This is a genomic window from Amycolatopsis sp. CA-211722 (assembly GCF_056828465.1).
On the sequence record NZ_CP184752.1, the window covers coordinates 8,237,765 to 8,262,695 of the forward strand.

Annotated in this window: 26 protein-coding genes; 15 read left to right on the top strand and 11 right to left on the bottom strand. The window is 71.1% G+C overall.

The window, feature by feature from the left end; all coding sequences use genetic code 11:
• Nucleotides 1–114: 114 nt before the first annotated feature.
• Both ACOCEP_RS37655 and ACOCEP_RS37660 read right to left on the bottom strand, forming a co-directional pair.
• Nucleotides 115–2,481, bottom strand: a complete 2,367-nt coding sequence (locus ACOCEP_RS37655) for a helix-turn-helix transcriptional regulator (RefSeq protein ID WP_482334527.1) — start codon at nt 2,479–2,481, stop codon at nt 115–117.
• Nucleotides 2,482–2,529: 48 nt separating this feature from the next.
• Nucleotides 2,530–3,126 (bottom strand): QsdR family transcriptional regulator, encoded by a 597-nt coding sequence (locus tag ACOCEP_RS37660; RefSeq protein ID WP_482334529.1) that lies wholly within the window; start codon nt 3,124–3,126, stop codon nt 2,530–2,532.
• Between the two features lie 140 nt (nt 3,127–3,266).
• On the opposite strand from ACOCEP_RS37660, the gene bdeA reads away from it, so the two are divergent.
• From bdeA to ACOCEP_RS37690, 6 genes are all read left to right on the top strand, one after another.
• Nucleotides 3,267–4,124 carry a bis(hydroxyethyl) terephthalate hydrolase gene (gene bdeA / locus ACOCEP_RS37665; protein ID WP_482334531.1) on the top strand — a complete coding sequence of 286 codons (858 nt, stop codon included), beginning with the start codon at nt 3,267–3,269 and terminating at the stop codon, nt 4,122–4,124.
• Between the two features lie 80 nt (nt 4,125–4,204).
• Nucleotides 4,205–4,954 (top strand): ABC transporter ATP-binding protein, encoded by a 750-nt coding sequence (locus tag ACOCEP_RS37670; RefSeq protein WP_482339896.1) that lies wholly within the window; start codon nt 4,205–4,207, stop codon nt 4,952–4,954.
• A complete protein-coding gene (locus tag ACOCEP_RS37675; RefSeq protein WP_482334533.1) occupies nt 4,941–5,645 on the top strand; it encodes an ABC transporter ATP-binding protein in 705 nt (234 codons plus the stop codon). Before ACOCEP_RS37670 ends, ACOCEP_RS37675 begins: the two co-directional genes overlap by 14 nt.
• A gap of 139 nt (nt 5,646–5,784) precedes the next feature.
• A complete protein-coding gene (locus tag ACOCEP_RS37680) occupies nt 5,785–6,663 on the top strand; it encodes a branched-chain amino acid ABC transporter permease (protein ID WP_482334535.1) in 879 nt (292 codons plus the stop codon).
• 1 nt (nt 6,664) lies between these two features.
• A complete protein-coding gene (locus tag ACOCEP_RS37685; RefSeq protein WP_482334536.1) occupies nt 6,665–7,666 on the top strand; it encodes a branched-chain amino acid ABC transporter permease in 1,002 nt (333 codons plus the stop codon).
• Nucleotides 7,663–8,970: an ABC transporter substrate-binding protein gene (locus tag ACOCEP_RS37690; RefSeq protein ID WP_482334538.1), complete on the top strand. Its 1,308-nt coding sequence runs from the start codon at nt 7,663–7,665 to the stop codon at nt 8,968–8,970. The genes ACOCEP_RS37685 and ACOCEP_RS37690 overlap by 4 nt, the downstream gene beginning before the upstream one ends.
• A gap of 112 nt (nt 8,971–9,082) precedes the next feature.
• Here the strand turns inward: ACOCEP_RS37690 and fahA are convergent, their stop codons facing one another.
• From fahA to ACOCEP_RS37705, 3 genes are all read right to left on the bottom strand, one after another.
• Nucleotides 9,083–10,258, bottom strand: coding sequence for a fumarylacetoacetase (fahA, locus tag ACOCEP_RS37695; protein ID WP_482334540.1), 1,176 nt, complete (start codon nt 10,256–10,258; stop codon nt 9,083–9,085).
• Entirely contained in the window at nt 10,255–11,097 is an 843-nt protein-coding gene (locus ACOCEP_RS37700) for a hypothetical protein (RefSeq protein WP_482334542.1), read from the bottom strand. The genes fahA and ACOCEP_RS37700 overlap by 4 nt, the downstream gene beginning before the upstream one ends.
• An 80-nt stretch (nt 11,098–11,177) precedes the next feature.
• On the bottom strand, nt 11,178–11,720 hold the full coding sequence (locus ACOCEP_RS37705) for a MarR family winged helix-turn-helix transcriptional regulator (RefSeq protein WP_482334543.1): 543 nt from the start codon (nt 11,718–11,720) through the stop codon (nt 11,178–11,180).
• A 227-nt stretch (nt 11,721–11,947) separates the two neighbouring features.
• On the opposite strand from ACOCEP_RS37705, the gene ACOCEP_RS37710 reads away from it, so the two are divergent.
• From ACOCEP_RS37710 to ACOCEP_RS37720, 3 genes are read left to right on the top strand one after another with little or no spacing between them, the layout of a single operon-like run.
• Complete coding sequence (locus ACOCEP_RS37710) at nt 11,948–12,565, top strand: DUF1989 domain-containing protein (protein ID WP_482334544.1); 618 nt, start codon at nt 11,948–11,950, stop codon at nt 12,563–12,565.
• A complete protein-coding gene (locus ACOCEP_RS37715) occupies nt 12,562–13,674 on the top strand; it encodes an oxidoreductase (protein WP_482334545.1) in 1,113 nt (370 codons plus the stop codon). The genes ACOCEP_RS37710 and ACOCEP_RS37715 overlap by 4 nt, the downstream gene beginning before the upstream one ends.
• Nucleotides 13,671–14,540 carry a polysaccharide deacetylase family protein gene (locus ACOCEP_RS37720; protein WP_482334546.1) on the top strand — a complete coding sequence of 290 codons (870 nt, stop codon included), beginning with the start codon at nt 13,671–13,673 and terminating at the stop codon, nt 14,538–14,540. The genes ACOCEP_RS37715 and ACOCEP_RS37720 overlap by 4 nt, the downstream gene beginning before the upstream one ends.
• Here ACOCEP_RS37720 and ACOCEP_RS37725 read toward each other — a convergent pair.
• Nucleotides 14,528–16,087: a PucR family transcriptional regulator gene (locus ACOCEP_RS37725; RefSeq protein ID WP_482334547.1), complete on the bottom strand. Its 1,560-nt coding sequence runs from the start codon at nt 16,085–16,087 to the stop codon at nt 14,528–14,530. The genes ACOCEP_RS37720 and ACOCEP_RS37725 overlap by 13 nt on opposite strands.
• A 117-nt stretch (nt 16,088–16,204) precedes the next feature.
• Between ACOCEP_RS37725 and ACOCEP_RS37730 the strand changes: the two genes are divergently transcribed.
• From ACOCEP_RS37730 to ACOCEP_RS37740, 3 genes are read left to right on the top strand one after another with little or no spacing between them, the layout of a single operon-like run.
• On the top strand, nt 16,205–17,416 hold the full coding sequence (locus ACOCEP_RS37730) for a serine/threonine-protein kinase (protein ID WP_482334548.1): 1,212 nt from the start codon (nt 16,205–16,207) through the stop codon (nt 17,414–17,416).
• 56 nt (nt 17,417–17,472) lie between these two features.
• A complete protein-coding gene (locus tag ACOCEP_RS37735; RefSeq protein ID WP_482334549.1) occupies nt 17,473–18,099 on the top strand; it encodes a ClpP family protease in 627 nt (208 codons plus the stop codon).
• Nucleotides 18,096–18,686: a ClpP family protease gene (locus ACOCEP_RS37740; protein ID WP_016335566.1), complete on the top strand. Its 591-nt coding sequence runs from the start codon at nt 18,096–18,098 to the stop codon at nt 18,684–18,686. The genes ACOCEP_RS37735 and ACOCEP_RS37740 overlap by 4 nt, the downstream gene beginning before the upstream one ends.
• A 155-nt stretch (nt 18,687–18,841) precedes the next feature.
• Here ACOCEP_RS37740 and ACOCEP_RS37745 read toward each other — a convergent pair whose 3' ends face one another.
• The 5 genes from ACOCEP_RS37745 to ACOCEP_RS37765 form a co-directional block, all read right to left on the bottom strand.
• Complete coding sequence (locus tag ACOCEP_RS37745; protein WP_482334550.1) at nt 18,842–19,174, bottom strand: helix-turn-helix domain-containing protein; 333 nt, start codon at nt 19,172–19,174, stop codon at nt 18,842–18,844.
• Between the two features lie 82 nt (nt 19,175–19,256).
• Nucleotides 19,257–19,832: a dienelactone hydrolase family protein gene (locus tag ACOCEP_RS37750; protein ID WP_482334551.1), complete on the bottom strand. Its 576-nt coding sequence runs from the start codon at nt 19,830–19,832 to the stop codon at nt 19,257–19,259.
• Complete coding sequence (locus ACOCEP_RS37755) at nt 19,829–20,488, bottom strand: pentapeptide repeat-containing protein (protein WP_482334552.1); 660 nt, start codon at nt 20,486–20,488, stop codon at nt 19,829–19,831. Before ACOCEP_RS37755 ends, ACOCEP_RS37750 begins: the two co-directional genes overlap by 4 nt.
• A gap of 63 nt (nt 20,489–20,551) precedes the next feature.
• On the bottom strand, nt 20,552–20,728 hold the full coding sequence (locus ACOCEP_RS37760) for a CsbD family protein (RefSeq protein WP_482334553.1): 177 nt from the start codon (nt 20,726–20,728) through the stop codon (nt 20,552–20,554).
• Between the two features lie 76 nt (nt 20,729–20,804).
• Entirely contained in the window at nt 20,805–21,011 is a 207-nt protein-coding gene (locus ACOCEP_RS37765; protein ID WP_482334554.1) for a hypothetical protein, read from the bottom strand.
• A 118-nt stretch (nt 21,012–21,129) separates the two neighbouring features.
• Between ACOCEP_RS37765 and ACOCEP_RS37770 the strand changes: the two genes are divergently transcribed.
• The 3 genes from ACOCEP_RS37770 to ACOCEP_RS37780 all read left to right on the top strand — a co-directional run bounded on the left by ACOCEP_RS37770 (nt 21,130) and on the right by ACOCEP_RS37780 (nt 24,830).
• The gene (locus ACOCEP_RS37770; RefSeq protein WP_482334555.1) at nt 21,130–21,657 is read left to right on the top strand and encodes an EF-hand domain-containing protein; all 528 of its coding nucleotides are present in this window, start codon (nt 21,130–21,132) and stop codon (nt 21,655–21,657) included.
• A 78-nt stretch (nt 21,658–21,735) separates the two neighbouring features.
• Nucleotides 21,736–24,249 carry an ATP-binding protein gene (locus ACOCEP_RS37775; protein WP_482334556.1) on the top strand — a complete coding sequence of 838 codons (2,514 nt, stop codon included), beginning with the start codon at nt 21,736–21,738 and terminating at the stop codon, nt 24,247–24,249.
• Complete coding sequence (locus ACOCEP_RS37780; protein ID WP_482334557.1) at nt 24,246–24,830, top strand: helix-turn-helix transcriptional regulator; 585 nt, start codon at nt 24,246–24,248, stop codon at nt 24,828–24,830. The genes ACOCEP_RS37775 and ACOCEP_RS37780 overlap by 4 nt, the downstream gene beginning before the upstream one ends.
• Nucleotides 24,831–24,931 lie beyond the last annotated feature (101 nt).

Genomic DNA, 24,931 nt, shown 5'->3' on the forward strand with positions numbered 1-24,931 from the left:
CGGTTCTAACCGTCCTTACCACTCACGAGCCCCGACCGGCCCTGCACCGGTGTCCCGCCGCCCGGTGGAGCAGGTGGGTGACACGCGTGTCGTCCATCCAGTCACGCGAGTTGGTCATTCGCCGGCGGCGACCCGGCGCGCGAGCTCCACGCGGGATCGCACGCCCAGTGCCGTGAAGATGTTCCGCAGGTGGTGATCCACCGTGCGATGGCTGATCACCAGCCGCCGCGCGATCTCCTTGTTCGTCTCCCCGGCCGCCACCAGCCGGGTGATGGCGTCCTGCTGCGGGGTGAGCCCGGCGAGCGACCGGTGCGGGGTGTCGACGGTCTCGCCGGTCGCCCGTAGTCCGGCGCGAGCCCGTTCGGCGAACCGGGTCGCGCCGACGTTTTCGAAGCCCCGCAAGGCATCGCGGAACTGGTCGCGGGCGTCGCGGGTCCGGCGACGCCGTCGCAGCAGGGTGGCGTACGCGAACCTGGTCCTGGCGAGTTCCATCGCGCCGCCCGCCCGCCGGTGCGCCTCGATGGCCTGCCGGAATCGCCGCTCCGCGGTCTCCGGATCCGGCGCGGTCAGCGCGTGACAGCGGTGGCTCAGCGCGAGCCAGCAGGGCTCGGCGCCCGCGACGGTCCAGCGGTCGAACACCGCCAGCGCGGCCAGCGCGCGTTCGGGCCGCCCGGAACAGACGGCCGCTTCGACGAGCTGCGGGGTGGCCAGCACCCGGATCACCGGCTGGTCGCCGGAGACACCCGAAGCGAGATCTTCGAGCCTGCTCAGCGCGTCGTCGGGCCGGTCCTCGGCCAGATCCAGACAGGCGTTCGCCCACGCGGCGACGGCGGCGGGCCTGCCGAGACCGCGTTCGGCGATCCCCTCGGCCGCCTCGTCCAGCTCCGGAACGCGGTCACCGAGCAGAGCGGCGGCCAGCCCCAGCAACGTCAGATGCTCCATCCGCAGGTTGTGCGGTGCGCGAAGGCCGTCGCGGGACGCCGCCCGCGCGCAGGGGATGCGGTCGAGCGCGATGGCCGAGAGCGACAGGTAGATCAGCGCCCACGGCAGTTCGGCGTGCCGTTTGCCGAGCCTCGCGCGGCTCACGGCGGCGGCCGCGTATTCGTGCGCCCGTTCGGCATGCCCGCGGGCGAAGGCCGCTTCGGCCGCCCAAACGGCTCCGGCGACGTCCGAGCCCGCCATCCCCTTGTCGACCGCGTCCTTCAACGGGGCGACGGCGTCCTCGTGACGGCCGGCGTAAACCGACGTCAGACCGTGGAAATGCGCGGAGACCAGCTCGTCGCCCGCCGGGACCGCCCTGGCGAGGGCCCGGTAGCCGCTCAGATCACCACCGAGCCGGCGCGCCTCACCCGCCAGCAGGAGCGCGCCCGCCGGATCGGGCAGCTGCTCCGCCGCCGCGCCGAGTTCGTGGGTGGCGACGGCGGGATCGCCGTCACGCAGCTCGATCTCCCCGTGCAGCAACGCCACCGCACCCGGGGCTATGTCCACTTTGGACAGCAACAGACGCGCCCAGCCCGGTCTGCCCGCCTGCCAGGCCGCGTCCGCCGCCGCCAGGAGCCGAGCCGCCCGCGTGGCCGGATCGGCGGTCAGTGCCGCGGCGCGTTCGAGCTGCCGGGCCGCCGCCGCGTGGTCCACCGCCGGGGCCGCGGCGAGCGCGTCGGCGAGTGGCTCGGACGGCGTCGCCGTCGCCATCGCGCGATGCCAGAGCGCGTCAGGCCCTTCCTCGGCGACGGCCAGCCGCGCGTGCGCCGCCCTGCGGTCGGCCGGGGACGCCGCCGCGTACCAGGTCGCCTTCCTCGCGGAGAAGTCCATGCAGGTGGCCAGAAAACGAAGACGTTCGTCGAGCCGCATCGCGTCGAGCTCAGCCGCGTAACGGGGCAGGCGCTCCCGCAGGATCGGTGAAACCGGCTCCCGTCCGGCCGTCTGGGCGGGGGTCAGCGAAGCCGCCAGCTCGACCAGGTCGGCCGGGTTCCCGCCACCCAGTTCGACCAGCTGCGGGCGCACCCCGGCGGGCACGCCGCGGTCACGCAGCACCTGATCGGCGGCGGAATCGGTCAACGGCGGCAGCTCGACGGAGTCGAACTCGTCGGATCCGGACCGCGAGGCGAGCACCATCCCGACCGGCGCACCCGCCAATCGCCTGGCGGCGAAACCCAGCGCCGCCAAGGATTCCGGATCGACCCAGTGCGCGTCGTCGACCCAGCAGATCGTCGGCGCCGAAACCGCGCCGAGGCGGTCCCGCACCTCCGCGCCTCCGGAGACCGGCGCGCCGAACATCCGCTGCAGGGCGCCGTAGGGCAGCTCGCTTTCCGCTCGCAGGCCCCGCACCCCGACGAGCCGGACGCCGAGGGTGGCGCGCAGCGCGGTGAGCAGAGCCGATTTACCGAGCCCTTCCGCGCCGCGGACCAGCACGGCGCGGCCGGCGGCCGACCTCAGCCCGCCGAAGAGGTCGTCTCTCCCCCGCAGCGGGTACACAGGCATCGGCGCCTCCTCGAGATCCCTCTCGATGAAACACCAGGCGCAAGTGTTTCACAAGGTCTTGCTCGGCACCCTTCCTTCCACGAGCGCTCCGAGCAGCGTCGACGCCGCCTCGAGATCGGGGGTCCGGGAGGCGAGGACGTCCGAGTACAGGAACGCCTCCCCCAGCCGCACGATGGCGTAACAGAGGCTGTCCAGGCCGACCGTCGGTTCGAAACCGCCGTCCTCGACGTCGCGGCGAAGGAGCTCGACGTGCGCCGCGATCACCCTCGGCTGGACGCGTCCGTCCGGGTCGGTCAGCAGCCTGATCGCCAGCACCGGCTCGTCGTCGAGGAAGCGCCGGAACCCGGTACTCGCCGCCAGCACGGACCGGTACTCGCGCATGATCGACAGACAGCGCAGTTCACCGGCCGCGTTGCGCACCACGTCGCCCTCTTCGCGCTCCCAGGTGCGCGAGGCGGCCGTCAGGGTGCGCTCGGACAGGTAGTAGAGGGCATCACCGAGCAGGTCTTCCCGGTTGCCGACGCGGCGGAACAGGGTGCTGCGCGAGATGCCCAGTTCCTGGGCGAAGGCGGAGGTGTCGACGCGGACGCCGCGATCGATCCATCGCGCCGCGGTGCGGACTATGTCCTCGGCTGGAGGGTTCACGATCGCCGATCGTACGGGCGAGGAGGCCGGCCGGACCGGTCGCCGAGCAAGACTGGCGATTTCACCGATGCAGCGCACTCCCGCCCTTTGCGACAGTCCATCACCACGGACCGTGTTCAACGGCGAACGGAGACGGCACCATGCGTAGTACGACCCGGATCCTTTGTGGACTGGCCACCGTCGCGGCACTCACTGTCGCCCCCGCGGCCTACGCCGCCGAGAACCCCTACGAACGAGGACCCGACCCGACGGAAAGCAGCATCGAAGCGTCCCGCGGCTCGTTCGCGGTGTCCCAGACCTCCGTGTCGAGCCTGGCCGTCACCGGCTTCGGCGGCGGAACCATCTACTACCCCACCAGCACCGCGCAGGGCACGTTCGGCGCGGTCGCCATCTCGCCGGGGTTCACCGCGACCCAGTCGAGCATCGCGTGGATGGGCCCGCGGCTGGCGTCGCAGGGCTTCGTGGTGTTCACGATCGACACAAACACGATCTACGACCAGCCCGACAGCCGGGGTGACCAGCTCCTGGCGGCGCTCGACTACCTCACCCAGCGCAGCACCGTCCGCTCCCGCGTCGACACCACCCGGCTCGCGGTGGCCGGGCACTCGATGGGCGGCGGCGGTTCGCTCGAAGCCGCGCAGGACCGGCCGTCGCTGCAGGCCGCGGTGCCGCTCGCGCCGTGGAACACGCAGAAGTCGTGGTCCTCGCTGCGGGTGCCGACGTTCGTCATCGGCGGCGAGTCCGACTCCGTCGCGCCGGTGGCGTCGCACTCGATCCCGTTCTACACCAGCATTCCCGCTTCGGCGGAGAAGGCGTACATGGAGCTGGACAACGCGAGCCACTTCTTCCCGAACACGGCGAACACGACCATGGCCAAGTACACGATCTCGTGGCTGAAGCGGTTCGTGGACAACGACACCCGCTACGAGCAGTTCCTCTGTCCCGCCCCGGACGACCGCGCGATCAGCGACTACCGGGACACGTGTCCGCACGCCTGAGCGTCTTCGGTCCCGGCGCGCCCGCGCCGGGACCTCCTCTTTCCGTTGGGAGTTCTTGCGTGACCCTGTCGACCTTCGAGATGTCCGGCGTGTCGGTGACCTTCGGTGGTCTCGTCGCCTTGTCGGACGTCTCCCTGACCGTCGCGCCGGGCCGGGTGCTCGGGGTGATCGGCCCGAACGGGGCGGGCAAGACCACGCTCTTCAACGTCGCGTGCGGTTTCGTCCGCCCGGACACCGGCACGCTGACCTGGCGCGGGGCGGAACTGCGGCGGCTGCGCCCGCATCGGCTCGCCGGCCTCGGGATCGCCCGCAGCCTGCAGGAACTCGGCCTGTTCGACCGGATGACCGTGCTGGACAACGTCCTCGCGGGCGCGGGCAGGCACGCGAAATCCGGCTTCTGGTCCTCGATGCTGGGCCTGACAAAAGACGAGAAGGCGCTGGCCGAGCGGGCGATGGCCCGACTGGAGACGTTCGGCCTCGCCGACGTCGCCCATCGGTATCCCGGGAGCCTGCCGTACCCGGTGAGGAAGCGGGTCGCGCTGGCGCGGGCGCTGGCGAGCGAACCCGACCTGCTGCTGCTCGACGAACCGGCGGGCGGTCTGTCGTCGGCCGAGATCGAGGAGGTCGGCGCGCTGGTCCGCGGCCTGACCGACCACATGTCGGTGATGCTGGTGGAGCACCACATGGATCTGGTGATGGGCGTCTGCGACGAGATCGTGGTGCTGGACTTCGGCAGGGTCATCGCGCGCGGCACCCCGGACGAGATCCGCGCGGATCCGGCGGTCCAGGCGGCCTACCTCGGCGAGGAGGTGGCCGGTGCTGACCGTTGAGCGGCTCTCGGCGAGCTACGGCCCGGTGCGCGCGCTCGACTCCGTGAGCCTTTCGGCCGCGGAGGGCGAGATCACCGCGGTGCTCGGCGCGAACGGCGCGGGCAAGACCACCTTGTTGCGCACCATTTCCGGCCTGGTGGCGCCGACCGGCGGCGGTATCTCGCTGGCAGGCAGGGACTTGCGACGAGTGTCCACAGAGGACCTTCCGGCGCTCGGGCTCGCGCACGTCCCCGAAGGCCGCGGCGTGCTGGCCGAACTGACCGTCGAGGAGAACCTGCGGCTCGGCGCGCTCGGGGCACGCGGCCGCGCGACGGCGGCCGATCTCCGCCGGATCTACGCCCGCTTCCCGGCGCTGGCCGACCGCAAGAACGGTCTCGCGCACGTCCTTTCCGGCGGGGAGCGGCAAATGCTGGTCATCGGCCGCGCGCTGCTCTCCCGGCCGAAGGTGCTGCTGCTGGACGAACCGTCCTTGGGGCTCGCGCCCCGGATCGTCGCGCGGATCTTCGGCCTGCTGCGCGGTCTCGTGCACGACGAAGGGCTGGCCGTCGTGCTGGTCGAGCAGAACGCGCGCAGCGCGCTGTCCATCGCCGACCACGGAGTCGTGCTCAACCTGGGGCAGGTAGTCGTCCGGCGGGACGCCGCCGCGCTCGTCGCGGACGACGACCTCCGGCACGCCTACCTCGGATTCTGAAAGGGAGCCCTGTGGATCACACGACCCTGTCGCGAAAGCCACTTTCGGGACGTCTGATGTCCCGAAAGTGGCTTTCGCGACGCCCCCACGGCTCACTGGTGACCGGCTCGGCGCCTCACCCCCGGAGAAAGGGAGCCCTGTGCAGCAACTGCTGACCACCGCGCTCACCGGCCTGACGCTGGGCGTGGTCTACGCCGCGTTCGCGCTGGCGCTCGTGCTCATCTGGCGGGCGACGCGGATCGTGAACTTCGCGCAGGCGCCGATGGCGATGATCACCACCTACCTCGCGCTGGTCCTGATCGACGCGGGCTGGTCGTACTGGGCCGGTTTCGCCGTGGCGCTGCTTTCGGGCCTGGTACTCGGCGCGCTGGTGGAACGGTTCGTGATCCGGTTCGTCTCCGGGAAACCCGAGATCAACGCCGTCATCCTCACCCTCGGGCTGTTCATCGTGCTGCACGCGCTGGCGGCGCTGGTGTTCGGCTCGCGGTACCGGTCGTTCCCGGCGCCGTTCGGGCTCACCGGATTCCAGGTCGGCGGCACGACGATCGCGCTGACCGGGTTCGGCGTGTTCACCATCGCCGCCGTCGCGGTGGTGCTGATCGGGCTCGTGCTGTTGTTCCGCGGGACCGATCTCGGCCTGCGGATGCGGGCCGCCGCCTTCGACCGGGAAGTGGCCCGCCTGCTCGGCGTGCGGGTCGGGCGGATGCTCACCCTCGGCTGGGCGCTGGCCGCGCTCGCCGGTTCCCTGTCCGGACTGCTGATCGCCGGCGGCGGCCTCGTCCATCCGTCCTATATGGACGGTGTGGTGGTGTACGGTTTCGTCGCCGCGGTGCTCGGCGGGCTGGACAGCCCGGTCGGCGCGGTCGTCGGCGGTGTCGTCCTCGGCCTGTCGCTGAGCCTGGTGAGCGGGTACGTCGGCTCCGAGCTCGTGCCGCTCGCCGCGCTGGCGCTGCTCATGGTGGTGCTGTTCCTGAAGCCCGGCGGCCTGTTCGCGAGCGCTCGTGAGCGAAGGGTCTGACATGCCACGCCGCACTCTGCTGATCGCCCTCGCCGCGCTGGTCGTCGTCGTGCTGGTCCTCGAGAACTCCGGACCGTTCCTGACCTCGCAGCTCACCACGATGGCGTACTTCGCGATCGCGGCCGGCGGCCTGACGGTCCTGACCGGGCTCAACGGCCAGCTCTCGCTCGGGCACGGCGCCTTGATGGCCGTCGGCGCCTACTCGACGGCGCTCCTGCTGAAGTCGGAATTCCTTCCGCTGCCGGTGATCCTGGTGGTGGCGATGGTGATCACACTGGCCGTCGGGGCCCTCGTCGGCGTCGCCGCGGCTAGGCTGCACGGGCCGTATCTCGCCGGGGCGACGCTCGCGCTCGCCGTCGCCGTCCCCGGGATCCCGTTGTTCTTCGGCGAAGCCCTCGGCGGCGAGCAGGGCTTGCCCGTGCGGATGCCGGAGATCCCCGGCTGGCTGGCGGACGCCGCGTTCTTCGTCACCGGGCGGGAACTCACGTCGATCCGTTACCTCGCTTATCTTTCGTGGCTCGCGGTGATCATCGTGTTCGTGCTGCTGGCGAACCTCTCCCGCGGCCGCGTCGGACGTGATTGGCGGGCGGTACGCGACGAGGAGGTGGCCGCCGAGCTCGCCGGGATCGACCTCGGCCGCACGCGGGTGCGGGCGTTCGTCGTCAGCGCCGGATGCGCCGGACTGGCCGGAGCGCTGATGGCGTTGTCGGCGCGGCTGGCGGCGCCGAGCGGGTTCGCGCTGACGTTGTCGCTGCTGCTGGTGTCCGCGGTGGTGCTCGGCGGGCTCGGGAGCCTGACCGGTGCGCTCGCCGGGGCCGCGCTGCTGACCTTCCTGCCGCCGCTGGTGACCGGCGCGGGAACGGATCTCGGCCTGTCCGACGTGGAGGCCGCCCATCTGGCGCCGTTGATCTACGGCCTGGTCACCGTCCTGATCGTGCTGCTCGCCCCCGCCGGTCTCGCCGGTGGGCTGCGAAAACTCATCCACCGGAGGAGAACTTCATGAAACGCTGGACCAAGGCCGTGGCCGTCTTCCTGGCCGTCACGGTCACCGCCGCCTGCGGCGCGGGCGGCAGACCCGAGGGCGGTCAGAAGGGTTCGACGGTCGGCGTCACCGACACGACCATCAAGATCGGGGCGCATTTCCCGCTGACCGGGGTCGCCGCGCCGGGCTACAGCGAGATCCCGAGCGGGCACCAGGCCTACTACGACTACGTGAACGCGAACGGCGGCGTCGACGGCCGCAAGATCGAGTTCGTGGTGAAGGACGACGGCTACAACCCGACCACCACGAGCGCCGTCACCGACGAACTGGTGCTCAAGGAGGAGATCTTCGCGATGGTCGGCGGCCTCGGCACACCGACGCACAGCGCCGTCGTCGATTTCCTGAACAACTCGAAGGTGCCGGACCTGTTCGTGTCGTCGGGTTCGCTGCGCTGGGGCGACGATCCGAAGAAGGCGCCATTCACTTTCGGCTGGCAGCCGGACTACGAGATCGAAGGCAAGATCATCGGCGACTGGGTGCGGAAGAACCTGCCGAACGCCAAGATCGGCCTGTTCCTCCAGGACGACGACTTCGGTCGCGACGGCGAGAAAGGCGCCCGGCGTTATCTCGGTCAGCAGATCGTGGAGGTCGCGAAGTACTCGCCCGGCAACACCGACATCGCGCCGCAGATCGCGAAACTCAAGGCGGCGGGCGTGGATCTGGTGCTGGGCTTCACCGTTCCGTCCTACACCGCGCTTTCCCAGCTCGCGTCGCTGAAGATCGGTTTCAAGCCGAAGTGGTTCTACAGCAACGTCGGCTCCGATCCCGCGCTCGTCGGTTCACTGCTCGCGCGATTCTCCGAAGGCAAGGTCACCAATGGCGCGTCGCTCATCGACGGCGTGGTCACCACCGAGTACCTGCCCGGTGTCGACGCGCCGGACAACGCCTGGACGAAGCTGTGGCAGAAAGTCTGGAAGGCGCACGGCAAGGGCGGAGACCTGACGAACTACCGCATTTACGGGATGGCGCAGGCGTACACGTTCGTCCAGGCGCTGCGGGCGGCCGGGAAGGACCTGACGCGCGAGCGACTCGTCGAGGTGATCCAGCGGTCCGGGAAGACGTTCGAGGGGCCGGGTTTGGCGCCTTTCCGCTATACCGGAGACAGCCATCTGGGCATCTCCGGCATGTCGGTGGTCGAGCTCGAGGGCGGCGTCGGCAAGGATCTGACGCCGGTCCTGGTGACAGATCTCGGTGAGGCCCACATCAAGGCGGACGACTCCGCCGCGAACGACGGGCCGCCGCCCAACGGGATTCCGGGTAACTGAACGGTGGGGCGTCGGTAACCGGCCACCTGTCGCGAAAGCCACTTTCGGGACAGCAGACGTCCCGAAAGTGGCTTTCGCGACACACCACACCGGTCACAGCCGCCGCATCGGCTCAGTTCGACGGCAGCACGCGTCCCCGCACCTCGCCGAACCCGATCCGCGAGCCGTTCGCGCCGGGCGCGGTGCCGGTGATCACGACCTCGTCGCCGTCCAGCAGGAAGGTGCGCTCCTCACCCTTGACCGTGAGCGGTTCCTTGCCACCCCACGACAGTTCGAGGAACGCGCCGCGCTGCTGCTTCTCCGGGCCGGAGATCGTGCCGGAGCCGTACAGGTCGCCCGTGCGCGAGGAAGCGCCGTTGACCGTCAGATGCGCGAGCATCTGAGCGGGCGACCAGTACATCTCGCGGAACGGCGGGCGGCTGACCTCCTCGCCGTTCCATGCGATGACGAGGTCGATGTCGAGGCCCCATGGTTCGCTCTCCCGCAGGTACGGCAGCGGTTCCGGGTCTGTCTGGCCGGGCAACGGGATCCGCGCGGCCTCCAGCGCCAGGATCGGCACCACCCAGGGGGAGATCGACGTCGCGAAGCTCTTGCCGAGGTGCGGGCCCAGCGGGACGTATTCCCACGCCTGGATGTCGCGGGCGGACCAGTCGTTGAGCAGGACCGCGCCGAAAACGTGGCGGGGGAAGGAATCCGGGGTGATCGGGGTGTTCAGCGGGGTTCCGGTGCCGACGATGAAGCCCATCTCGGCCTCGATGTCCAGCCGCGTGCTCGGCCCGAACACCGGCGCCGCTTCGGCCGGGGCCTTGCGCTGACCGCTCGGACGCACGATGTCCGTACCGGAGACCAGCACCGTGCCGGACCGGCCGTGGTAACCGACCGGGAGGTGCTTCCAGTTGGGCAGCAACGGTTCCGCGTCGGGCCGGAAGAGCCTGCCGACGTTCGAGGCGTGGTGTTCGGAGGCGTAGAAGTCGACGTAGTCCGCGACCTCGATCGGCAGGTGGAGGGTCACCCGTTCGATCGCGTGGACCGCGCCGTCGGGGACCTCGCCGGAGACCAGGTCGCGGATCCGCTCCCGGACCGCCACCCAGCGGTCGTATCCCTGCGCCATGAACGGGTTCAGCGTCGGCTCGGCGAACACGTCGTCGCCGAGCGCCGCGGCCAGGTCGAGAACGGAGTCGCCGACGCGGACGCCGACGCGCGGGGAATCGCCGTCGACGGAGAACACGCCATACGGCAGGTTGTCGATGCCGAACAGCGAGCCGGCGGGGATGTCGATCGTGGTCATGCCTCTCCTCGGGGCGCCTCGAGCAGGCCGAGTCCGGCCAGTTCGGTCAGGGGGTCGGTGATGCTGCAGGTGCCGAACGACGTGAAAGCCGCGCGGAGGGCGGCGACGCGTTCCGAGCCCAGTGCCCGGAGCCGCTCGGCGATCGCGGCGCCGTCTCGTTCCGCGAGAACGGCTTCGGCGTCGCCATCGGTGAGGACGGCGTCGGCGGCGAGCATCAGGTTGAGGAAACCGTGCTGTTCGAAGCCGGTCTCCGGATCGGTGTTGCGGAGGGCGTGGTGCAGCCCGGCGGTGGCCTTGAACGGAACGCCCGCTTCGACGGCGGCCCGCACAGCGGCGGCGAGTTCCGCTTCGCCGGGGTACAGCTCGGCGCGGACGCCGCCGGTGCGGAACTTCGCGTGGTGGCCGGTTCCGGAAAGGGCGCCCAGCAACGGGACTCGCCGCTCGTCGCGCGGGATCTCGACGAAGACCGGCGCGGTGGCACGGGAAAGCGCGGCGAGCACCTCGTCCGGGCCCATCCCTTCCGGGACGGCGATTTCGAGCGCGTCGAGTTTCACCGGGAGCTTCTCGACGGCGCCGAGCACGCCGTCGAGCTGTGCCGGCCCCCCGGGCAGGGTCACCGAGACCGGCAGCGGGGTCGCCCGCTCCCCCAGCACCTCGGCGAGATCGCCGAGGGCGGTGGCGGCGATGACGAGCGGGCCGACGAGTCCGGCGTACCAGGCATCGAGGTGCTGGTCGTGTGCCGCGACGGCATCCGGCAGTGGGGCCAGGCCCGGCGGGAACACCGCGGCGTCGTCGCACAGCCCGGCGAAGAGCGCGGGAATCCGTCCGCCGTCCACCATGGTCTCCTCCTCGCCGATTTAGTTCACACTTTGACTATCCATCGGGCAGCGTAGTCCGGTCTTCCGCGCGACAGGAAGGCCTACTTGCGGCTCCGGGTGCCGAACTCGGCGCGGCTCGTGATCAGCTTGCCCAGCAGCATCACCAGGATGCGCTGTTCGGTCTCGGTCAGCGCGTTGGTCCAGCCGAATTCGCGCTCGTTGTGCTCGCGGAAGACCGAGACCATCTCCTCGTGCCCCGCCTCCGTGAGCGACAGCCGCACCGAACGGCCGTCGTGCTCGTCCGGGACCCGGTCGAGCAGCCCCTCCGCGACCAGCGTCTTGACCAGATTCGACACCGCCGCCCGGCTCATCCCGGTCAGCCGGGCGGCGCTCGTCGGTTCGAGCGGCCCGGCGAGCCAGACCACGAACAGCAGCCGGAAGGCCGACCACGACCGGCCGCGCGGCCGGTGCACCGCGGCTTCGAGGTCGTAGGTCACCAGGTCGGAGGCACGATTGAGGGTCAGCAGCACCTCGGTCGCCAGCTGGTGCCGGAAGCCGTACTCGTGCGCGAGCCGCCGGTTCGCCAGCGCCACGAACGACCAGAAGTCGAGCCCGGCCGCGTCCACAGCGTCGACGTCTTCCATCGGCGAACCCTAACCCGGCTCCGCGAAAATGGTCAAAGTCGAAACTACCTCACCGCGTAACTCGCGTGATTGGAGGCGTAACACGATGTTGCGGCTCCAATCACGTGAGTTACGCCTTCAAACACGCGAGTTACGCCTTGCCCGCTTGGAGGTTTCTCTATCGATGTGCCTGAAGAGTGGAGGTTCCTCCATGGCGAGCTATTAGTCCGCCCCTGTTTGCTGGAGCCATGAGCAGAACGGAAGTGCCACCGGGGACCGCCAGGGCCGTCCGCGTGGCCGCAGGGGATCTGGTGCGGATCATCGACGTCGAAGGCGGCCAGGTCGGCGACGTGTTCGCTTTCCGCGACGACGGCGGGACCGAACTGACCGAGCACCACAGCGCGGCGCACACCCGCGCCGGTGCCGACAGGCTGTTCCCCGCGGCCGGCGAGTCCTTCCTGACCGGACTGCGCCGCCCGATCCTGACGCTGATCGAAGACACCTCCCCCGGCGAGCACGACATGCTCATCCCGGCGTGCGACCCTGCCCGCTACGCCGCGCTGGGCGCTCCGGGCCACCGGTCCTGTGCCACGAACCTGCGTGAGGCACTGGCGGACGAGGGCCTCGCCTTCCCCGGCCCGACACCGCAGCCGATCAACGTCTTCATGCGTGTCCCGGTCGGCGCGGACGGACGCCTGAACTGGCTGACCGCGAACTCGCGGCCCGGCGACGCGGTGACCCTGCGCGCCGAGATGGACTGCGTCGTCGTGGTCTCCGCCTGCCCGCAAGACCTCATCCGGATCAGCGACGCCGGACTTTCCCCGCTCGCCATCGAAACCGTCCACAATGGAGGAACCCGGTCATGACGACCACCGTCGAACACCCCGCACTGGCCCCGGCCACGCTCGGCGGCCTCGCGCTGCGCAACCGCTACGCCGTCGCCCCGATGTCCCGCGTCTCGGCCCGCCCGGACGGCACCCCGACCGGTGAGATGGCCGACTATTACGCCGAATTCGCCCGCGGCGGCTTCGGGCTGGTGTTCAGCGAAGGCACCTACCCCGACAGCGAGGCCAGCCAGGGCTACCTCAACCAGCCGGGTCTCGCCCGGGACGAGCACGTCGCCGGCTGGCGCGTTGTCACCGCCGGGGTCCGCGCGGCGGGCGGCCGGATGATCGCCCAGCTCATGCACGCCGGGGCGATCGCGCAGGGCCACCCGGACACCGTCGCACCTTCGGCCGTCCAGCCGCGCGGGGAGATGATGCGCGCGTATGGCGGCTCCGGGCCGTGGCCGGTGCCGCGCGAGCTGACCACCGCCGAGATCGACGACGTCGTCGAAGGTTTCGCCGCCGCGGCCGTGCGCGCCCGGCAGGCCGGGTTCGACGGCGTCGAGGTGCACGCGGCGAACGGGTACCTCCTCGACCAGTTCCTCACCGACTACACCAACCACCGCACCGACTCCTACGGCGGACCGGTCGCGAACCGGATCCGGCTGACCGCCCGCGTCGTGACCGCGGTCGCCGAGGCCGTGCCCGAGCTGGTGACCGGCGTGCGGCTGTCGCAGACGAAGGTCAACGACTTCACCTATCGCTGGCCCGGCGGACGCGACGACGCCGAGGTGATCTTCGCCGCGGTCGCCGAGGCGGGCGCGCAGTACCTCCACATCGCCAGCGAGGGCCGGAACTGGCTCGAGACGGCGAAACTGGCCGACGGCGGCACCATCACTGCGCTCGCCCGGCAGGTCACCGGGCTGCCGGTGATCGCCAACGGCGGGATGCACGACCTCGCCCAGGCGCACGAGGTGCTCACCGGCGGGCACGCGGACCTGCTCTCGATCGGGCACGGCGCGCTGGCCAACCCCGATCTGCCCGCCCGCGTCGCGGCGGCGCGGCCGCTGGCCGAGTTCGACCGGGCGATGGTCTCCCCGACGGTCACGGTGGCGAACGCGCGCCGTTGGCGGGAGAGTCGGCAGGCGTGACGGAACCAAGCTGGCACGGCGGCGCGGCCGCGGTGGCGACCCTGACCTTCGACGTGGACGCGGAATCCCCGATCCTCGCGCGCGGGCGGGGCTACGCCGACCACCTCTCGACCATGTCCCATCAGGCGTACGGGCCCAGGGTCGGGGTGCCGCGCATCCTCGACCTGCTCGACGAGCTGGCCGTGCCCGCGACGTTCTTCGTGCCGGGCTGGGTCGCCGAGCAGCGGCCCGGCCTGGCCGCCACGATCGTGGAGCGCGGTCACGAGGTGGCCCACCACTCGTACAGTCACCGGCCGCCGACCGCGATGACCGCGGCCGAGCAGCGCGCCGATTTCGAGCGGGGCATGGCGGTCTTCGCCGCACAGGGCATCGAGATCAGCGGGCATCGCGCGGCGGGCTGGGAGTCCACTGGGGACACTCCGGCACTGGTGGCCGAACACGGGTTGAGCTACGACTCGTCGCTGATGGCCGACGACCGGCCGTACCTGATCGAAACCGCGGCGGGCCGCATCGCGGAGCTGCCGGTGCACTGGTCGCTCGACGACTGGGAGCAGTACGCGTTCCTTCCCGCGCCTCGGATCGGCTCGGTGATCACGTCGCCGGTGCGGGTGCTGGAGATGTGGCGCGCGGAGCTCGACGCGATGCGCCGCTATCGCTGCCTGTTCAACCTGTGCCTGCACCCGTTCCTTTCGGGGAGGCCGGGACGGCTGGAGGCCGTGCGCGCGCTCATCGAGTTCGGGCTCGGTCTCGGCGACGTCCGGTTCGCCCGGTGCCGTGACGTGGCCGCCGCGGCGCTGGCCGATCCCTCGCTTCCGGCGGAACCCTTGCGGCGTCTCGAAATCGACCCCGCGGTCTACCCGGACTGAGCCGCCTCCAGCGCCAGGAACAGATCGACCCGGTCCGCGGTCCGTCCGACGTCGCGGCCGGTCAGCTCGGTGACCTTGGCCAGCCGGTTGCGCAGGGTGTTGACGTGCACGAACAGCGCCGCGGCGGTGGCCGCCCACTGGCCGTCGTGGTCGAGGAACGCCCGCAGGGTCGTCTCCAGGTCACCGTCGCGGGCGCGGTCGTGCTCGCGCAGCGGACCGAGCAGGGCGTCGGCGAAGGTGTGCCGCCACTGCTCGTCGTGCGACTCCAGCAGCAGCCGATAGCTGCCCAGCTCGGCGAAACTCGCCGCGACCGGGCCGCCGCGCCTGCCCCGGAGCACGCGGCAGGCTTCGCGGCTGCGTGACAGCGGCAGCCGCAGTTCGGCCGCGCCGGGCACGGGATCGGCGAGTCCGATCACCACGCGTCCTCCGGCGAACCGGTGCGACACCGCCGCCGCCAGCCGCGGCGCGAAAGCGGCGGGCGACTGGCGTCCCGAACGGAACGGCAGTACCGCGACGACGTCCTGGCTGCCCGCCGCCACGACCGCCGGCAGGCCGTCCGCCAGCAGGAAATCCGTCACGGCCTCCGCCATCCCCGCCCGCGTCGCGGCGTCGTCGCCCGCGAACGCCAGCGCGATCACCGCCAGCGGCCCGTCCGGGTCGACGCCGAACGCACGCAACCTGCCGGGCACCTCCGCGGCGCGCTGCGCGCCGGACAGCACCATGTCCAGCAGTTCGACGGCGAACCGCATCTCGATCGCCTGCACCGCCTGGTGCCGGGCGACCTCCAGGCTGAGGTACCGGGCGGTCTGCTCAAGCGCGTCCCGCTCCTCGCGCGTCAGATCGGCCACGGGCCGAAGGCACAGCAGCGCGGCGTCGGCGTCGCCGATCGCGCCCACCGGGAACAACGCCGCCCGCGTCCCCGCGCCGAGATCCGCCTCCAGCGGCGGCGGATGCCCGGCCAGCGCCTCCGCCGCGGCGCGCGACTGCCCGGCGTCCAAGACGGCACCGGCGGACGCGAGTTCCCGGCCCATCCGGTCCACGACCGCCAGCGGGAGCTCGTGCTCACGACGGAGGACCGCGAGCACCCCGGCCGCGCCGGCGCCTCGCGACAGCGCCGAGGTCAGCTCGTCACCTCGCCGCACCAGCGACATCAGCGCGTTCTGCCGGTCCGTGGCCTGGATCGCCGCCGCGGCGCGGGTGACCGCCGTGAACGGCACCGCCACCGAGATCTCCAGCAGGGGCAACCCGGCTTCCCGGCAGGCTTCGGCGAGTTCCGGAGGCGTGTCGCGTTGCTCCACGCGCAGGCCGAAGATGATGCCCGCCGCTCCGGCGCCGACCACTCGCGCGACGAAATCCGCCGGGGCGACCCGGTCCAGCCACAGGCCGTTGGTCAGTACGACCTCGTGCTCGCGCACGTACGGCCCGGGGTCGGGAAGCTCGGTGTTGTGCACCCACAGCACCTGCTCCGCCAGCGCCCCGGCGTGGCCCGGGACGACCACCCGCAGTTCGAGATCCGGGTCGTCGGCCAGGGCCGCCAAGGTCAGCATGACTGTGAATATATCCAGCCGGGTAGGTCCTTTATGGATGAACGGCCATTTCATCGTTTTGTCATGCGCCCTGATTAGCGTGCCTCGAAGACCCTTCAGGATTCGAGGAGAACCACTGTGACGGCAGTTTCCCGCACGATCGCCGAGCGTTACACCCTGCTCGAGGAGCTGGGGCGTGACGGGGCGGCCGTGCTGTGGCGCGCCGAGGACGGCCCGGACGGCGACCGGGTCACGATCAAGGAACTGCGGCTTCCAGCCCACGAGCCCACCCTCGCGGAACGGCTCCGGCACGAGGCCAGGGTCGCGGTGGATCACCCGTCGGTGGTGCCCGTCCACGACGTCGTGGTGGCGGACGGGACGGCGTTCATCGTGATGGACCCGGTGGAAGGACGGACCCTGGAGGACGTCGCGTCCGCGGGCCCGCTCCCGCCGCGGTTCGTGGCGGCCCTCGGCGGGCAGGTGCTCGGCGCGCTCGCCGCCGCGCACACGGCGGGCATCGTGCACGGGGACGTGCGGCCCGCGAACATCCTGGTGGGCTCCGACGGCGCCGCCAAGCTGATCGGTTTCGGCGTCGCCAAGGCCATCGACCCGGCAGGCACTCCCGCGTTCCTCGCCCCCGAAACGATCGCGGGGCACGAAGCCACTCCCCACTCCGACCTCTGGTCGCTCGGCGTGACCCTGCTCAGCGCGAGCGAAGGCGGCAACTTCTTCCAGCGGGCGAACGTCGCGGCCACGCTGTACGCCGTCGTCAACGAGCAGCCGCCCATCACCCGGACCCCCGCGCCGCTCGCGCACGTTCTCCGTGGGCTGCTGGCGAAGGCGCCGCAGGCGCGCGTGCTGCCTGAGCAAGCGCTCCCGCTGCTGGCGCGGGCCGCGAGCGGGGTCGAAGCGCCGATGCCGATCCAGCCCGCTCCGCCGCGTCCCGGGCTGGCCCCGCCTTCCGGGTTCGCGATCCTCGCAGGGGTGACGGGCATCGTGCTCGGCTTCTATGTCCTGGCCGACGCGATGATGATCCACCAGGCCTACCTGGTCGACCTGTTCTGGCCGCCGATGCTGCTCGCCCGCGTCTGCCTCGTCCTGGCGGGCGTGTTTTCGGTCGTCGGTGGCGGCCTCCTGTTCGCCCGCGTCCGCCACGGGCAGGCCGTGACCACCCTCGGCGCGGGGCTGACGCTGCTCAGCCTGCTCCTGCTGCAGACGTTGGACGAACGGGAACACCTGGGCCTCCCTTTGTATCCGGGGCTCGTCGTCGATCTCGTCGCGCTCGTCCTCGCCGCCGTCCTGGCCATCGGGGTGTGGCTGGTCCCGGCCGAACGCCCTGCTGTGGGCTGATCCGCTCACAGCAGCGAAACCGGCGGGTGACCGCGCCCCGGCGGCATGGTCGGGACATGACCGACAACGAGAAGCAGCCACTCTTCGACCAACGGCTCCGGGAACGGTTCTTCGGCCAGCGTGTGCTGGTCCTCGACGGCGCGCTCGACGACGACAACGGGACGGTCCTCACCACCCAGCTGCTGTCGCTGGCGGGCGAAGATCCCCGCAAGGACATCGCGTTGTGGATCCACTCGCCGGGCGGTTCGGTCCCGTCGATGCTCGCCATCCGCGACGTGATGCGGCTCGTGCCGTGCGACGTCGCCACTCTCGCGCTGGGGCTGGCGTGCAGCGCCGGGCAGTTCCTGCTTTCCGCGGGCACCCCGGGCAAACGGTTCGCCCTGCCGCACGCGCGGATCCTGATGCACCAGGGTTCGGCGGGCATCGGCGGCTCGGCCGTCGAGGTGGAGGTGCAGGCGGACGACCTGCGCTACACGCGGGACACGGTGCTGGGCCTCATCGCCGACGACACCGGGCAGCCCATCGACCGGATCTTCGCCGATTCGCTGCACGATCGCTGGTTCACCACCGAGCAGGCGCGCGAGTACGGCTTCATCGACCACATCGTCGAAAGCCTCGACCAGGTCGTCCCCGTCCGCACGCACAAACTCGGCCTCGGCACGGAAAGGGGTGCGGGCGCATGAGCACCTACACCATCCCCAACGTCATCTCCCGCAGCCCCGCCGGCGAGCGGATCATGGACGTCTACTCGCATCTGCTGTCGGAACGGATCATCTACCTCGGGACCGCGATCGACTCCGGCGTCGCGAACGCGCTGATCACGCAGCTGCTGTACCTGGAGGCGGACAACCCCGAGCAGGAGATCAACCTCTACATCAACACCGAGGGCGGCGACCCGTCGGCGATGCTCGCGCTGTACGACACCATGCGCTTCATCAAAGCGCCGGTGGCCACGACCTGCGTCGGCCAGGCCGTCGCGGCCGGCGCGATCCTGCTGGCCGCGGGCGAGGCCGGGCACCGGTTCGTGCTGCCCCACACCCGGGTGGTCCTGCACCAGCCCGCCGCGCAGGGCCGCGGCACCATCCCGGACCTCATCCTCCAGGCCGACGAGGTCGTGCGGGTGCGGACGCAGCTGGAGGAGATCCTCTCCGCGCACACCGGCCGCGCCGTCTCCGATCTCCGGCACGACACCGACCGGGACCGCGTGTTCGACGCGGCGGGCGCGGTCGCGTACGGGCTCGCGGATCGTGTTCTCGACGAACGTGCCTAAGCGGGAAGTCTTCTGGTCTCGGGGGGCTGAAGGGGACTTTCACCGCATGCGACGCGGGTAAAGCGCCCTTCGTCTCGTGACTGGGCGGACGGCGCTTGTGATTCGACGGACGACACACGTGAAACGCCACTCACGACCGCGGCGAACTCACGTGCCTAAGCAGCCATGAGCACGGGGCCTCGCGGCCGCCGGCCGACCGCGAGCCCCGTGCTGCCGCCCCGGCCGATCGTGCCCGCGATACCGAAGAGCAGATCCGCCAGGTCGAGCCCGAGCGCGCCGGTGACCGCGGCGATCATCTCGCTGGACGGCTCCTTGCGGCCGCGTTCGATCTCGGAGAGGTACTGCGGCGAGATCCCGGCGCGTTCGGCGACGTCGACGAGGCGGCCGCCCTGGTCCTCTCTCGCGGCGCGCAGGCTCTTGCCCAGCACGTCACGCCACAGCGGCTCCGGTTCGGGACGCTTCTGGTGGAAAGGGAGGATGTCCGCCATACGGTCATCGTGACACCGCGCCGGGGCTCACGGGCGCCGTTCCGCTCAAGGCGAAACCGAGCCACGGCACGCTCTTCGTCTTCTATCCCGAGGGCTGAACCGCCAGGAACGCCAGAATCCGTTGCCAGGTCAGGGCCGCCGCTTCCGCGTCGTGGTCGGGCAGGCTGCTGTCGGTGTAGAAGTGACCCGCGCCCGGATAGGTGAACACCCGCGCGTCGGCGCCTGAACGGGCTGCCGCGTCGAGCCAGCCCGGGAGCGCGGCCGGTGGCGCGAAGTCGTCCGGGTCGGCCGCGTGGAGCTGGATCGGCAGACCTTCCCGGACTTTCGGGGGAAGATCCGCGACGGCGTGGAGCAAGAGCACCCCGGCGGTGGCGGGCCTGTGCGGGAGGAGGCCCGCGGCCACCACCGCGCCCATCGACATCCCTGCCAGCACGGTGTCGTCGGGCAGTGCTTCGGCGGCGTCGAGCGCACGGCCGGCGACGGTGGACCACCCGATCCGGTCCTTCAGCGCGAATCCCTCGTCGAGTGTGGTCGCGGTCTCGCCGCCGTAGAGATCGGGTGTGGTGACCTCGTGGCCGGCCGCGCGCAGCCGCTCCGCCGCGGCGAGCTCGGCCCGCCGCAGCCCCAGCACCGAGTGGAACAGGACGACGCGGCTCATCCGACGACCGACAATCCGCTCTCGGCGGCGAGAATCCCGGCGACCGAGACGGCCTGCTCGGCAGTGATCTTCGCGCCGCGCAAGGTCAGCAGACCACGGACACCGGACAGGCGCGAACCGCGGAGATCGCAGTCCACCGCCGAGATCGCCGCGAATTCCGTTCCGCTGAACTCACAGTCCACAAAGGACAGCCGGGACAGGTCACCGGAGAACACCGTTTCCCGGAAGGAACATCCGGAGAACACGGCCGGCCCCTTCGCCCGCTCGACCGTCACCGACGCGTAGTCGAACCGCGCGTTCTCGACGTACAAATCGGTCGCGGAGGCGATCGCCACTCCGAGCCCGATCGCGCGGCAACCAAGGATTTCGACCCGGCGGGCCGACAGTTCGCGGATCGCCGCGTTGGACAGATCGACGCCTTCGAGAACCACGTCGGAGAGCGTCAGCCTGTCCAGCCGGGAATTCGCCAGGCTCACGTCCGAGACGAGGGAACGCGCGATCTCCCCGCCACCGCGGACCCCGTTCTGGTCGCCGCCGTCGAGGTGGACGGAGTCGAAGTCGAAATCGCCCCGGAACACGCCTGGTTCGCTTTCGAGGCCGTCGCGCTCGACCGCGGGGCGCCGCACCTTGACGCCGTCGAAATCCCGGAAGTCCATGATCCGGACCGTACCCCAGGCGCTCGCGCGTGAAGGGGTTTCACGCGCGAGCCGCCCGCGGGGTCAGTCCCGGACGCCCTTCACCGCGTCCTTGATCTTCTCGCCCGCCTGCTTGACGTTGGCCTTGCCCTGCTCGGCCTTGCCTTCCGCCTGCCACTGCTCGTTGCCGGTGGCGTTACCGGCGGCTTCCTTGGCCTTGCCCTTGAGCTCGTCGATCTTGTTCTCGGCTTTGTCGTTCATCAGGGCCTCCCTTTCGTCGTCCGCTGCCTCCGGATACCCGTCGGCGGCCCGGGGAAACGACGTTTCGCTGTGGCCCTCATCTCTCACCACCCGGGTGGCCGCACGGGTACACCGTCTTCTCGACGACGGCCGCGCAGGCCGGGCAGTGGTGCACCGGCCGCTCGCGGCGGCCCCAGTACGGATGGGTCGCCCCGCAGAGCGCGGTGACCGGCTCGCCGAGGCCGGGGTCCGGGTCGCAGACAGGACAGTAGGCGTGGGCCGCCCGTTCGATTCCGGCCGTCATCCGCCACCTCCGGGTGTGGTCGCTCCCGTTCACGGTACGGCGCATCCCCCGATCGTGGATCGCCGTGGCCCTGAATGGCCGATGTGCCGTTACGCCACCGGTTCTATCGTTCGGACGCATGGCGAGCGACTTGCAGCGACGCAAGATTTCGGGCGTGTTCGCGGCGATGGACGTCGACGGCGACGGCTTTCTCCAGGAGCGGGATTTCCAGGCGCTGGCCGACCGCTGGGCGCGGCGGCGCGGGCCGGGTGACGAGCGGCGGCTGACCGGCATCATGCTGAGCTGGTGGACGACGCTGCTGGCGGCGTCGGATCTCGATCGGGACGACAAGGTCACCCTCGACGAGGTCCTGCTGGTGGTCGACACGCTTCCCGGCACGCCCGAGGCCGTGACCGCGACGGCCGACGCGATGTTCGAAGCGATCGACGAGAACGGTGACGGGATGATCTCCGCGGCGGAGTACCGCCAGCTGATCGAGGTCTGGAACGGCCGCCCCACCGACACCGACGCCACCTTCCCGCTGCTGGACGCCGACGGTGACGGGATGCTGTCCCGGGACGAGTTCGCCGCGCTGTGGCTGGAGTTCTGGGCGGGCGACGACGCGAAGTCGCCGGGCACCCTCGTCTTCGGACCGCTGGCCGCCTGACGGCTTTCGGGCGGATCCGGCGGCCATACGGGCCAGACCCGGCCATCCACCACGTCGCGGAGCACCCGGCCGCTCAGGATGTCAGGCGTGGACGAGGTGGCCGAGCGGATCCTGGAACGTGTCACCGGAGAGGGCCCGCCCTGCGTCTGGGTGACCGGGCCGGCGGGCATCGGCCGGACCACGCTGCTCGCGCGGCTGTCCGAACGGCTTTCCGCGTCGGGACAAGAGGTTTCGACCGTGCGCTTCACGCAGGACGGCGGCCTCGCGCCCGGCGGCGATCCGTGGCCCCCCGTCGCCGACGGACACGTGCTGCTGCTCGACGACACCCAGTGGATGGGAAACGACGACCTCGCCGTCCTGGCGGCGTTGATCCGCCGCTCGCCGGGCAAGCTGGTCTGCGCCACGCGGACCCCGGTCCGTGACGCGGCCGAGAGGCTCGCCGTCGTGCGGCGGTTACGCGCCGAAGGCCTGGTGGAACCGGTGCGGCTGCCGCCGTTGACGGCCGCGGAGATCACGCGGCCGGTCGTCGAGGCGCTGGGTGCCGTTCCGAGCGACCTGCTCCGGGACAGGTTGCACGAACTCAGCCGGGGGGTGCCCGCCGCGTTGTGCCAGGCGCTGGACCTGCTGCGCGCGCAGGGCGCGATCCGGATCGTCGACCGGCGCGCGTACCTCGTGCCCGGCACGCTGGTGCCGCTGCGATCCATGCGGCTGGCCCCCGGGCGGCTCGCGGTCGCGAAGGCGGCCGCCATGCTGCATCCGCTCGGTGCGGCGATGCCGTCGCTGATCAGCGAAGTGCTCGCGCAGGATCCCGCGGAAACACTCGCGATCCTGGAAACCCTTCGTGCGGACGGGATTCTGCACCGCGGCCAGGGCTGGCGGTTCACCGTGCCGGTGGTGGCGTACGCGCTGATCGCCGAACTCGGGCCGTTCGAACGCCGGCGTATCGCCGCGGCCGCCGTCACCGCGTTGTGGAACGGGTCCGCGCACACGTCCGCTCCGTACTACCTCCCCGACCGGATCGCCGAGGCGGGCAAGCTGATCGACCCGCGCCGCGCCCTCGCCGAACTGCTCGACAACGCGGCCTTCCTGCCCGACGACCAGACCGGTCGCGGCGCACGCTGGCTGCGCGCCGCGGTGGAGCTGACCGAGGACCGGCCGCAGCGGGCGAGGGTGACCCTGCTCCACACCATGTGGTGTCACCTGAACGGAGACCACGAACAAAGTCTCGCGGGGACGCGGCGGCTGCTGGAGGAATTCCCCGACCGGCTGTCCGCCGACGCCGCGCAGGAGGCCCAGTCCATCGCCGTGTGCGCGCTGCACAACTCCGGCAACACGGCCGAGCTGGCGAGGATCGCCACGAACCCGCCGGACTGGTCGGTGGCCTCGAGCGCGATCGCGCTGTGCCTGCTGGACCGCTGGGCGGAAGCGGCCGAACTGCTGGCGGAGGACGATTCCTGGCGGACCGGATCGACGGTTTCCGCGATGCTGGGCGAACTGTTCGGCAGCCTGGCCGAACTCTGGGCTGGCCGCTCGGCCCGGTTCGGCGCGAACCTGACCGAACGCGAACGGTGGCCGCTCAGGACGGCGCGGCGGCACCGGAACGACCAGATCACTTCGTACGTCACCGCGTTGCTGGTACTGGGCGAACGAACCCGCGCGGAGCGACTGCTCGCGGACGAGGACTTCCCCGAAACCGGGTTGCGCGACAGCGAACGTTCGATGCTCGCGGTCATGCGTGGGCTGCCCGCCCGCGCGATCGACTTCGCCCACCGCAGCGTGGCCGACCGTTCGCGGCGCGGGTACGACACCGGCTCGGCCGCGATGCATCTGTCGGCCGTCTCGGTCCTGTTGTCGCAGGGGCGGTTCACCGCGGCACGGGGACTGCTGACCGCCGCCCGCGCCACGGCGCCGATGCTGGCGCATCTGCTCGACATCGCGGAGGCCCGGGTCGACATGGCTCTCGGCGAGACCGACCGGGCCGCCAAACGCCTGCACGTGGCCACCTGCGGGCTCGCCGTCGGCACGGACATCGCCTGGGCGGATCTCGCCGAACTCGCGTTGCGGAGGAACGACCGCGCCGCGGCCAGGAAGGCGCTCGACGCGCTGGAGGAACTCGCTTCCGCGATGCCGACCGGACGGGTGCTGCTGCATCGCCACCTGGTCCGCGCCTGCCTCGGTCAGGAGCCGGACGGCGAATGCCTGTGGCTGGCCAGGGAACGCGCACAGCCGCTCGAACTCGCCATGGCGGCCGAACGTCTGGTGCGGCACCACGCGACGGATCCCAAGGTGCTCGTCGAGGTCTACGGGACACTCGGTTCGCTCGACGCGCTGCTGTACCGCGCACGGCTGCGGAATCTCATGCGGGACAACGGGATCACTCCCCCCGGGGAGCACGACGAGACGGCCGCCGAGAACGAGCACCTGCTGGCGCTGCTGGCGGGTGAGGGGCTGACGAACGAGCAGCTGGCGACGACCCTGCAGATCAGCCGCAAGAGTGTGGACGGACGGCTGAACCTGCTCTTCACCCGGACCGGTTACCGCTCCCGGATCGAACTGGCCACGGCACTGTTGAACGGCCGATACGCCTCGTGAACACGCCGGACCTCCGGGTCGCCGTCCACGCGTGCGACCCCGTGACCAACGCGGGCCTCGCCGGGATCCTTTCGCGGGCCGGTGCGTTCACGGTGGTACCCGGTCCGGGCGCCGACGTCCTGGTGGCCGCCGAGGACCCGGCCGGGCAGGACCTCCCGGTCCTCCGGCGGGCGGTGACCGAACTGGGCGTCCTGCCCGCGATCCTGATCGCCGGACCGCTCCCGCCGTGGGGCCACCGCTCGGCCGCGGACGCGGGGGTGCGGTGCCTGCTGCCGTATCGGGCGGCCCGGCCGGAACGGTTGATCGCCGAGGTCACGGCCGCGCGATCGGCGCCGTCGGCCTCCGCCGACCGGCTCGCCGCCGGATACGGCGCCCTGGCGGAGCGCCCGGCGCTGTTCGACCAGCGTGAGATCGACGTGCTCCGGCTGATCGCGGAGGGCAGGGACACCGCGGAGATCGGCGCGGCGATGGGCTACTCGCAGCGCACCATCAAGAACATCCTGCATCACGCGCAGCGGCGGCTGGCCCTGCGGAACCGGGCCGAAGCGGTGGCCGAGGCCATCCGGGCCGGCCTGATCTGAGAGTTACGCCTTCAATCACGCGAGATACGCCTCAGATCACGCGAGTTACGCCTTCAATCACGCGAGTTGCGCCTCAGATCACGCGAGTTAGTGAGCCGAAC

What these genes read in the sequence shown, in the direction of transcription:
- ACOCEP_RS37655 (WP_482334527.1), bottom strand. Translation starts at nt 2,481, where the DNA reads ATGCCTGTGTACCCGCTGCGGGGGAGAGACGACCTCTTCGGCGGGCTG.
- bdeA (WP_482334531.1), top strand. Translation starts at nt 3,267, where the DNA reads ATGCGTAGTACGACCCGGATCCTTTGTGGACTGGCCACCGTCGCGGCA.
- ACOCEP_RS37670 (WP_482339896.1), top strand. Translation starts at nt 4,205, where the DNA reads ATGTCCGGCGTGTCGGTGACCTTCGGTGGTCTCGTCGCCTTGTCGGAC.
- ACOCEP_RS37685 (WP_482334536.1), top strand. Translation starts at nt 6,665, where the DNA reads ATGCCACGCCGCACTCTGCTGATCGCCCTCGCCGCGCTGGTCGTCGTC.
- ACOCEP_RS37690 (WP_482334538.1), top strand. Translation starts at nt 7,663, where the DNA reads ATGAAACGCTGGACCAAGGCCGTGGCCGTCTTCCTGGCCGTCACGGTC.
- fahA (WP_482334540.1), bottom strand. Translation starts at nt 10,258, where the DNA reads ATGACCACGATCGACATCCCCGCCGGCTCGCTGTTCGGCATCGACAAC.
- ACOCEP_RS37700 (WP_482334542.1), bottom strand. Translation starts at nt 11,097, where the DNA reads ATGGTGGACGGCGGACGGATTCCCGCGCTCTTCGCCGGGCTGTGCGAC.
- ACOCEP_RS37705 (WP_482334543.1), bottom strand. Translation starts at nt 11,720, where the DNA reads ATGGAAGACGTCGACGCTGTGGACGCGGCCGGGCTCGACTTCTGGTCG.
- ACOCEP_RS37710 (WP_482334544.1), top strand. Translation starts at nt 11,948, where the DNA reads ATGAGCAGAACGGAAGTGCCACCGGGGACCGCCAGGGCCGTCCGCGTG.
- ACOCEP_RS37715 (WP_482334545.1), top strand. Translation starts at nt 12,562, where the DNA reads ATGACGACCACCGTCGAACACCCCGCACTGGCCCCGGCCACGCTCGGC.
- ACOCEP_RS37725 (WP_482334547.1), bottom strand. Translation starts at nt 16,087, where the DNA reads ATGCTGACCTTGGCGGCCCTGGCCGACGACCCGGATCTCGAACTGCGG.
- ACOCEP_RS37735 (WP_482334549.1), top strand. Translation starts at nt 17,473, where the DNA reads ATGACCGACAACGAGAAGCAGCCACTCTTCGACCAACGGCTCCGGGAA.
- ACOCEP_RS37740 (WP_016335566.1), top strand. Translation starts at nt 18,096, where the DNA reads ATGAGCACCTACACCATCCCCAACGTCATCTCCCGCAGCCCCGCCGGC.
- ACOCEP_RS37745 (WP_482334550.1), bottom strand. Translation starts at nt 19,174, where the DNA reads ATGGCGGACATCCTCCCTTTCCACCAGAAGCGTCCCGAACCGGAGCCG.
- ACOCEP_RS37750 (WP_482334551.1), bottom strand. Translation starts at nt 19,832, where the DNA reads ATGAGCCGCGTCGTCCTGTTCCACTCGGTGCTGGGGCTGCGGCGGGCC.
- ACOCEP_RS37755 (WP_482334552.1), bottom strand. Translation starts at nt 20,488, where the DNA reads ATGGACTTCCGGGATTTCGACGGCGTCAAGGTGCGGCGCCCCGCGGTC.
- ACOCEP_RS37760 (WP_482334553.1), bottom strand. Translation starts at nt 20,728, where the DNA reads ATGAACGACAAAGCCGAGAACAAGATCGACGAGCTCAAGGGCAAGGCC.
- ACOCEP_RS37765 (WP_482334554.1), bottom strand. Translation starts at nt 21,011, where the DNA reads ATGACGGCCGGAATCGAACGGGCGGCCCACGCCTACTGTCCTGTCTGC.
- ACOCEP_RS37770 (WP_482334555.1), top strand. Translation starts at nt 21,130, where the DNA reads ATGGCGAGCGACTTGCAGCGACGCAAGATTTCGGGCGTGTTCGCGGCG.
- ACOCEP_RS37775 (WP_482334556.1), top strand. Translation starts at nt 21,736, where the DNA reads ATGTCAGGCGTGGACGAGGTGGCCGAGCGGATCCTGGAACGTGTCACC.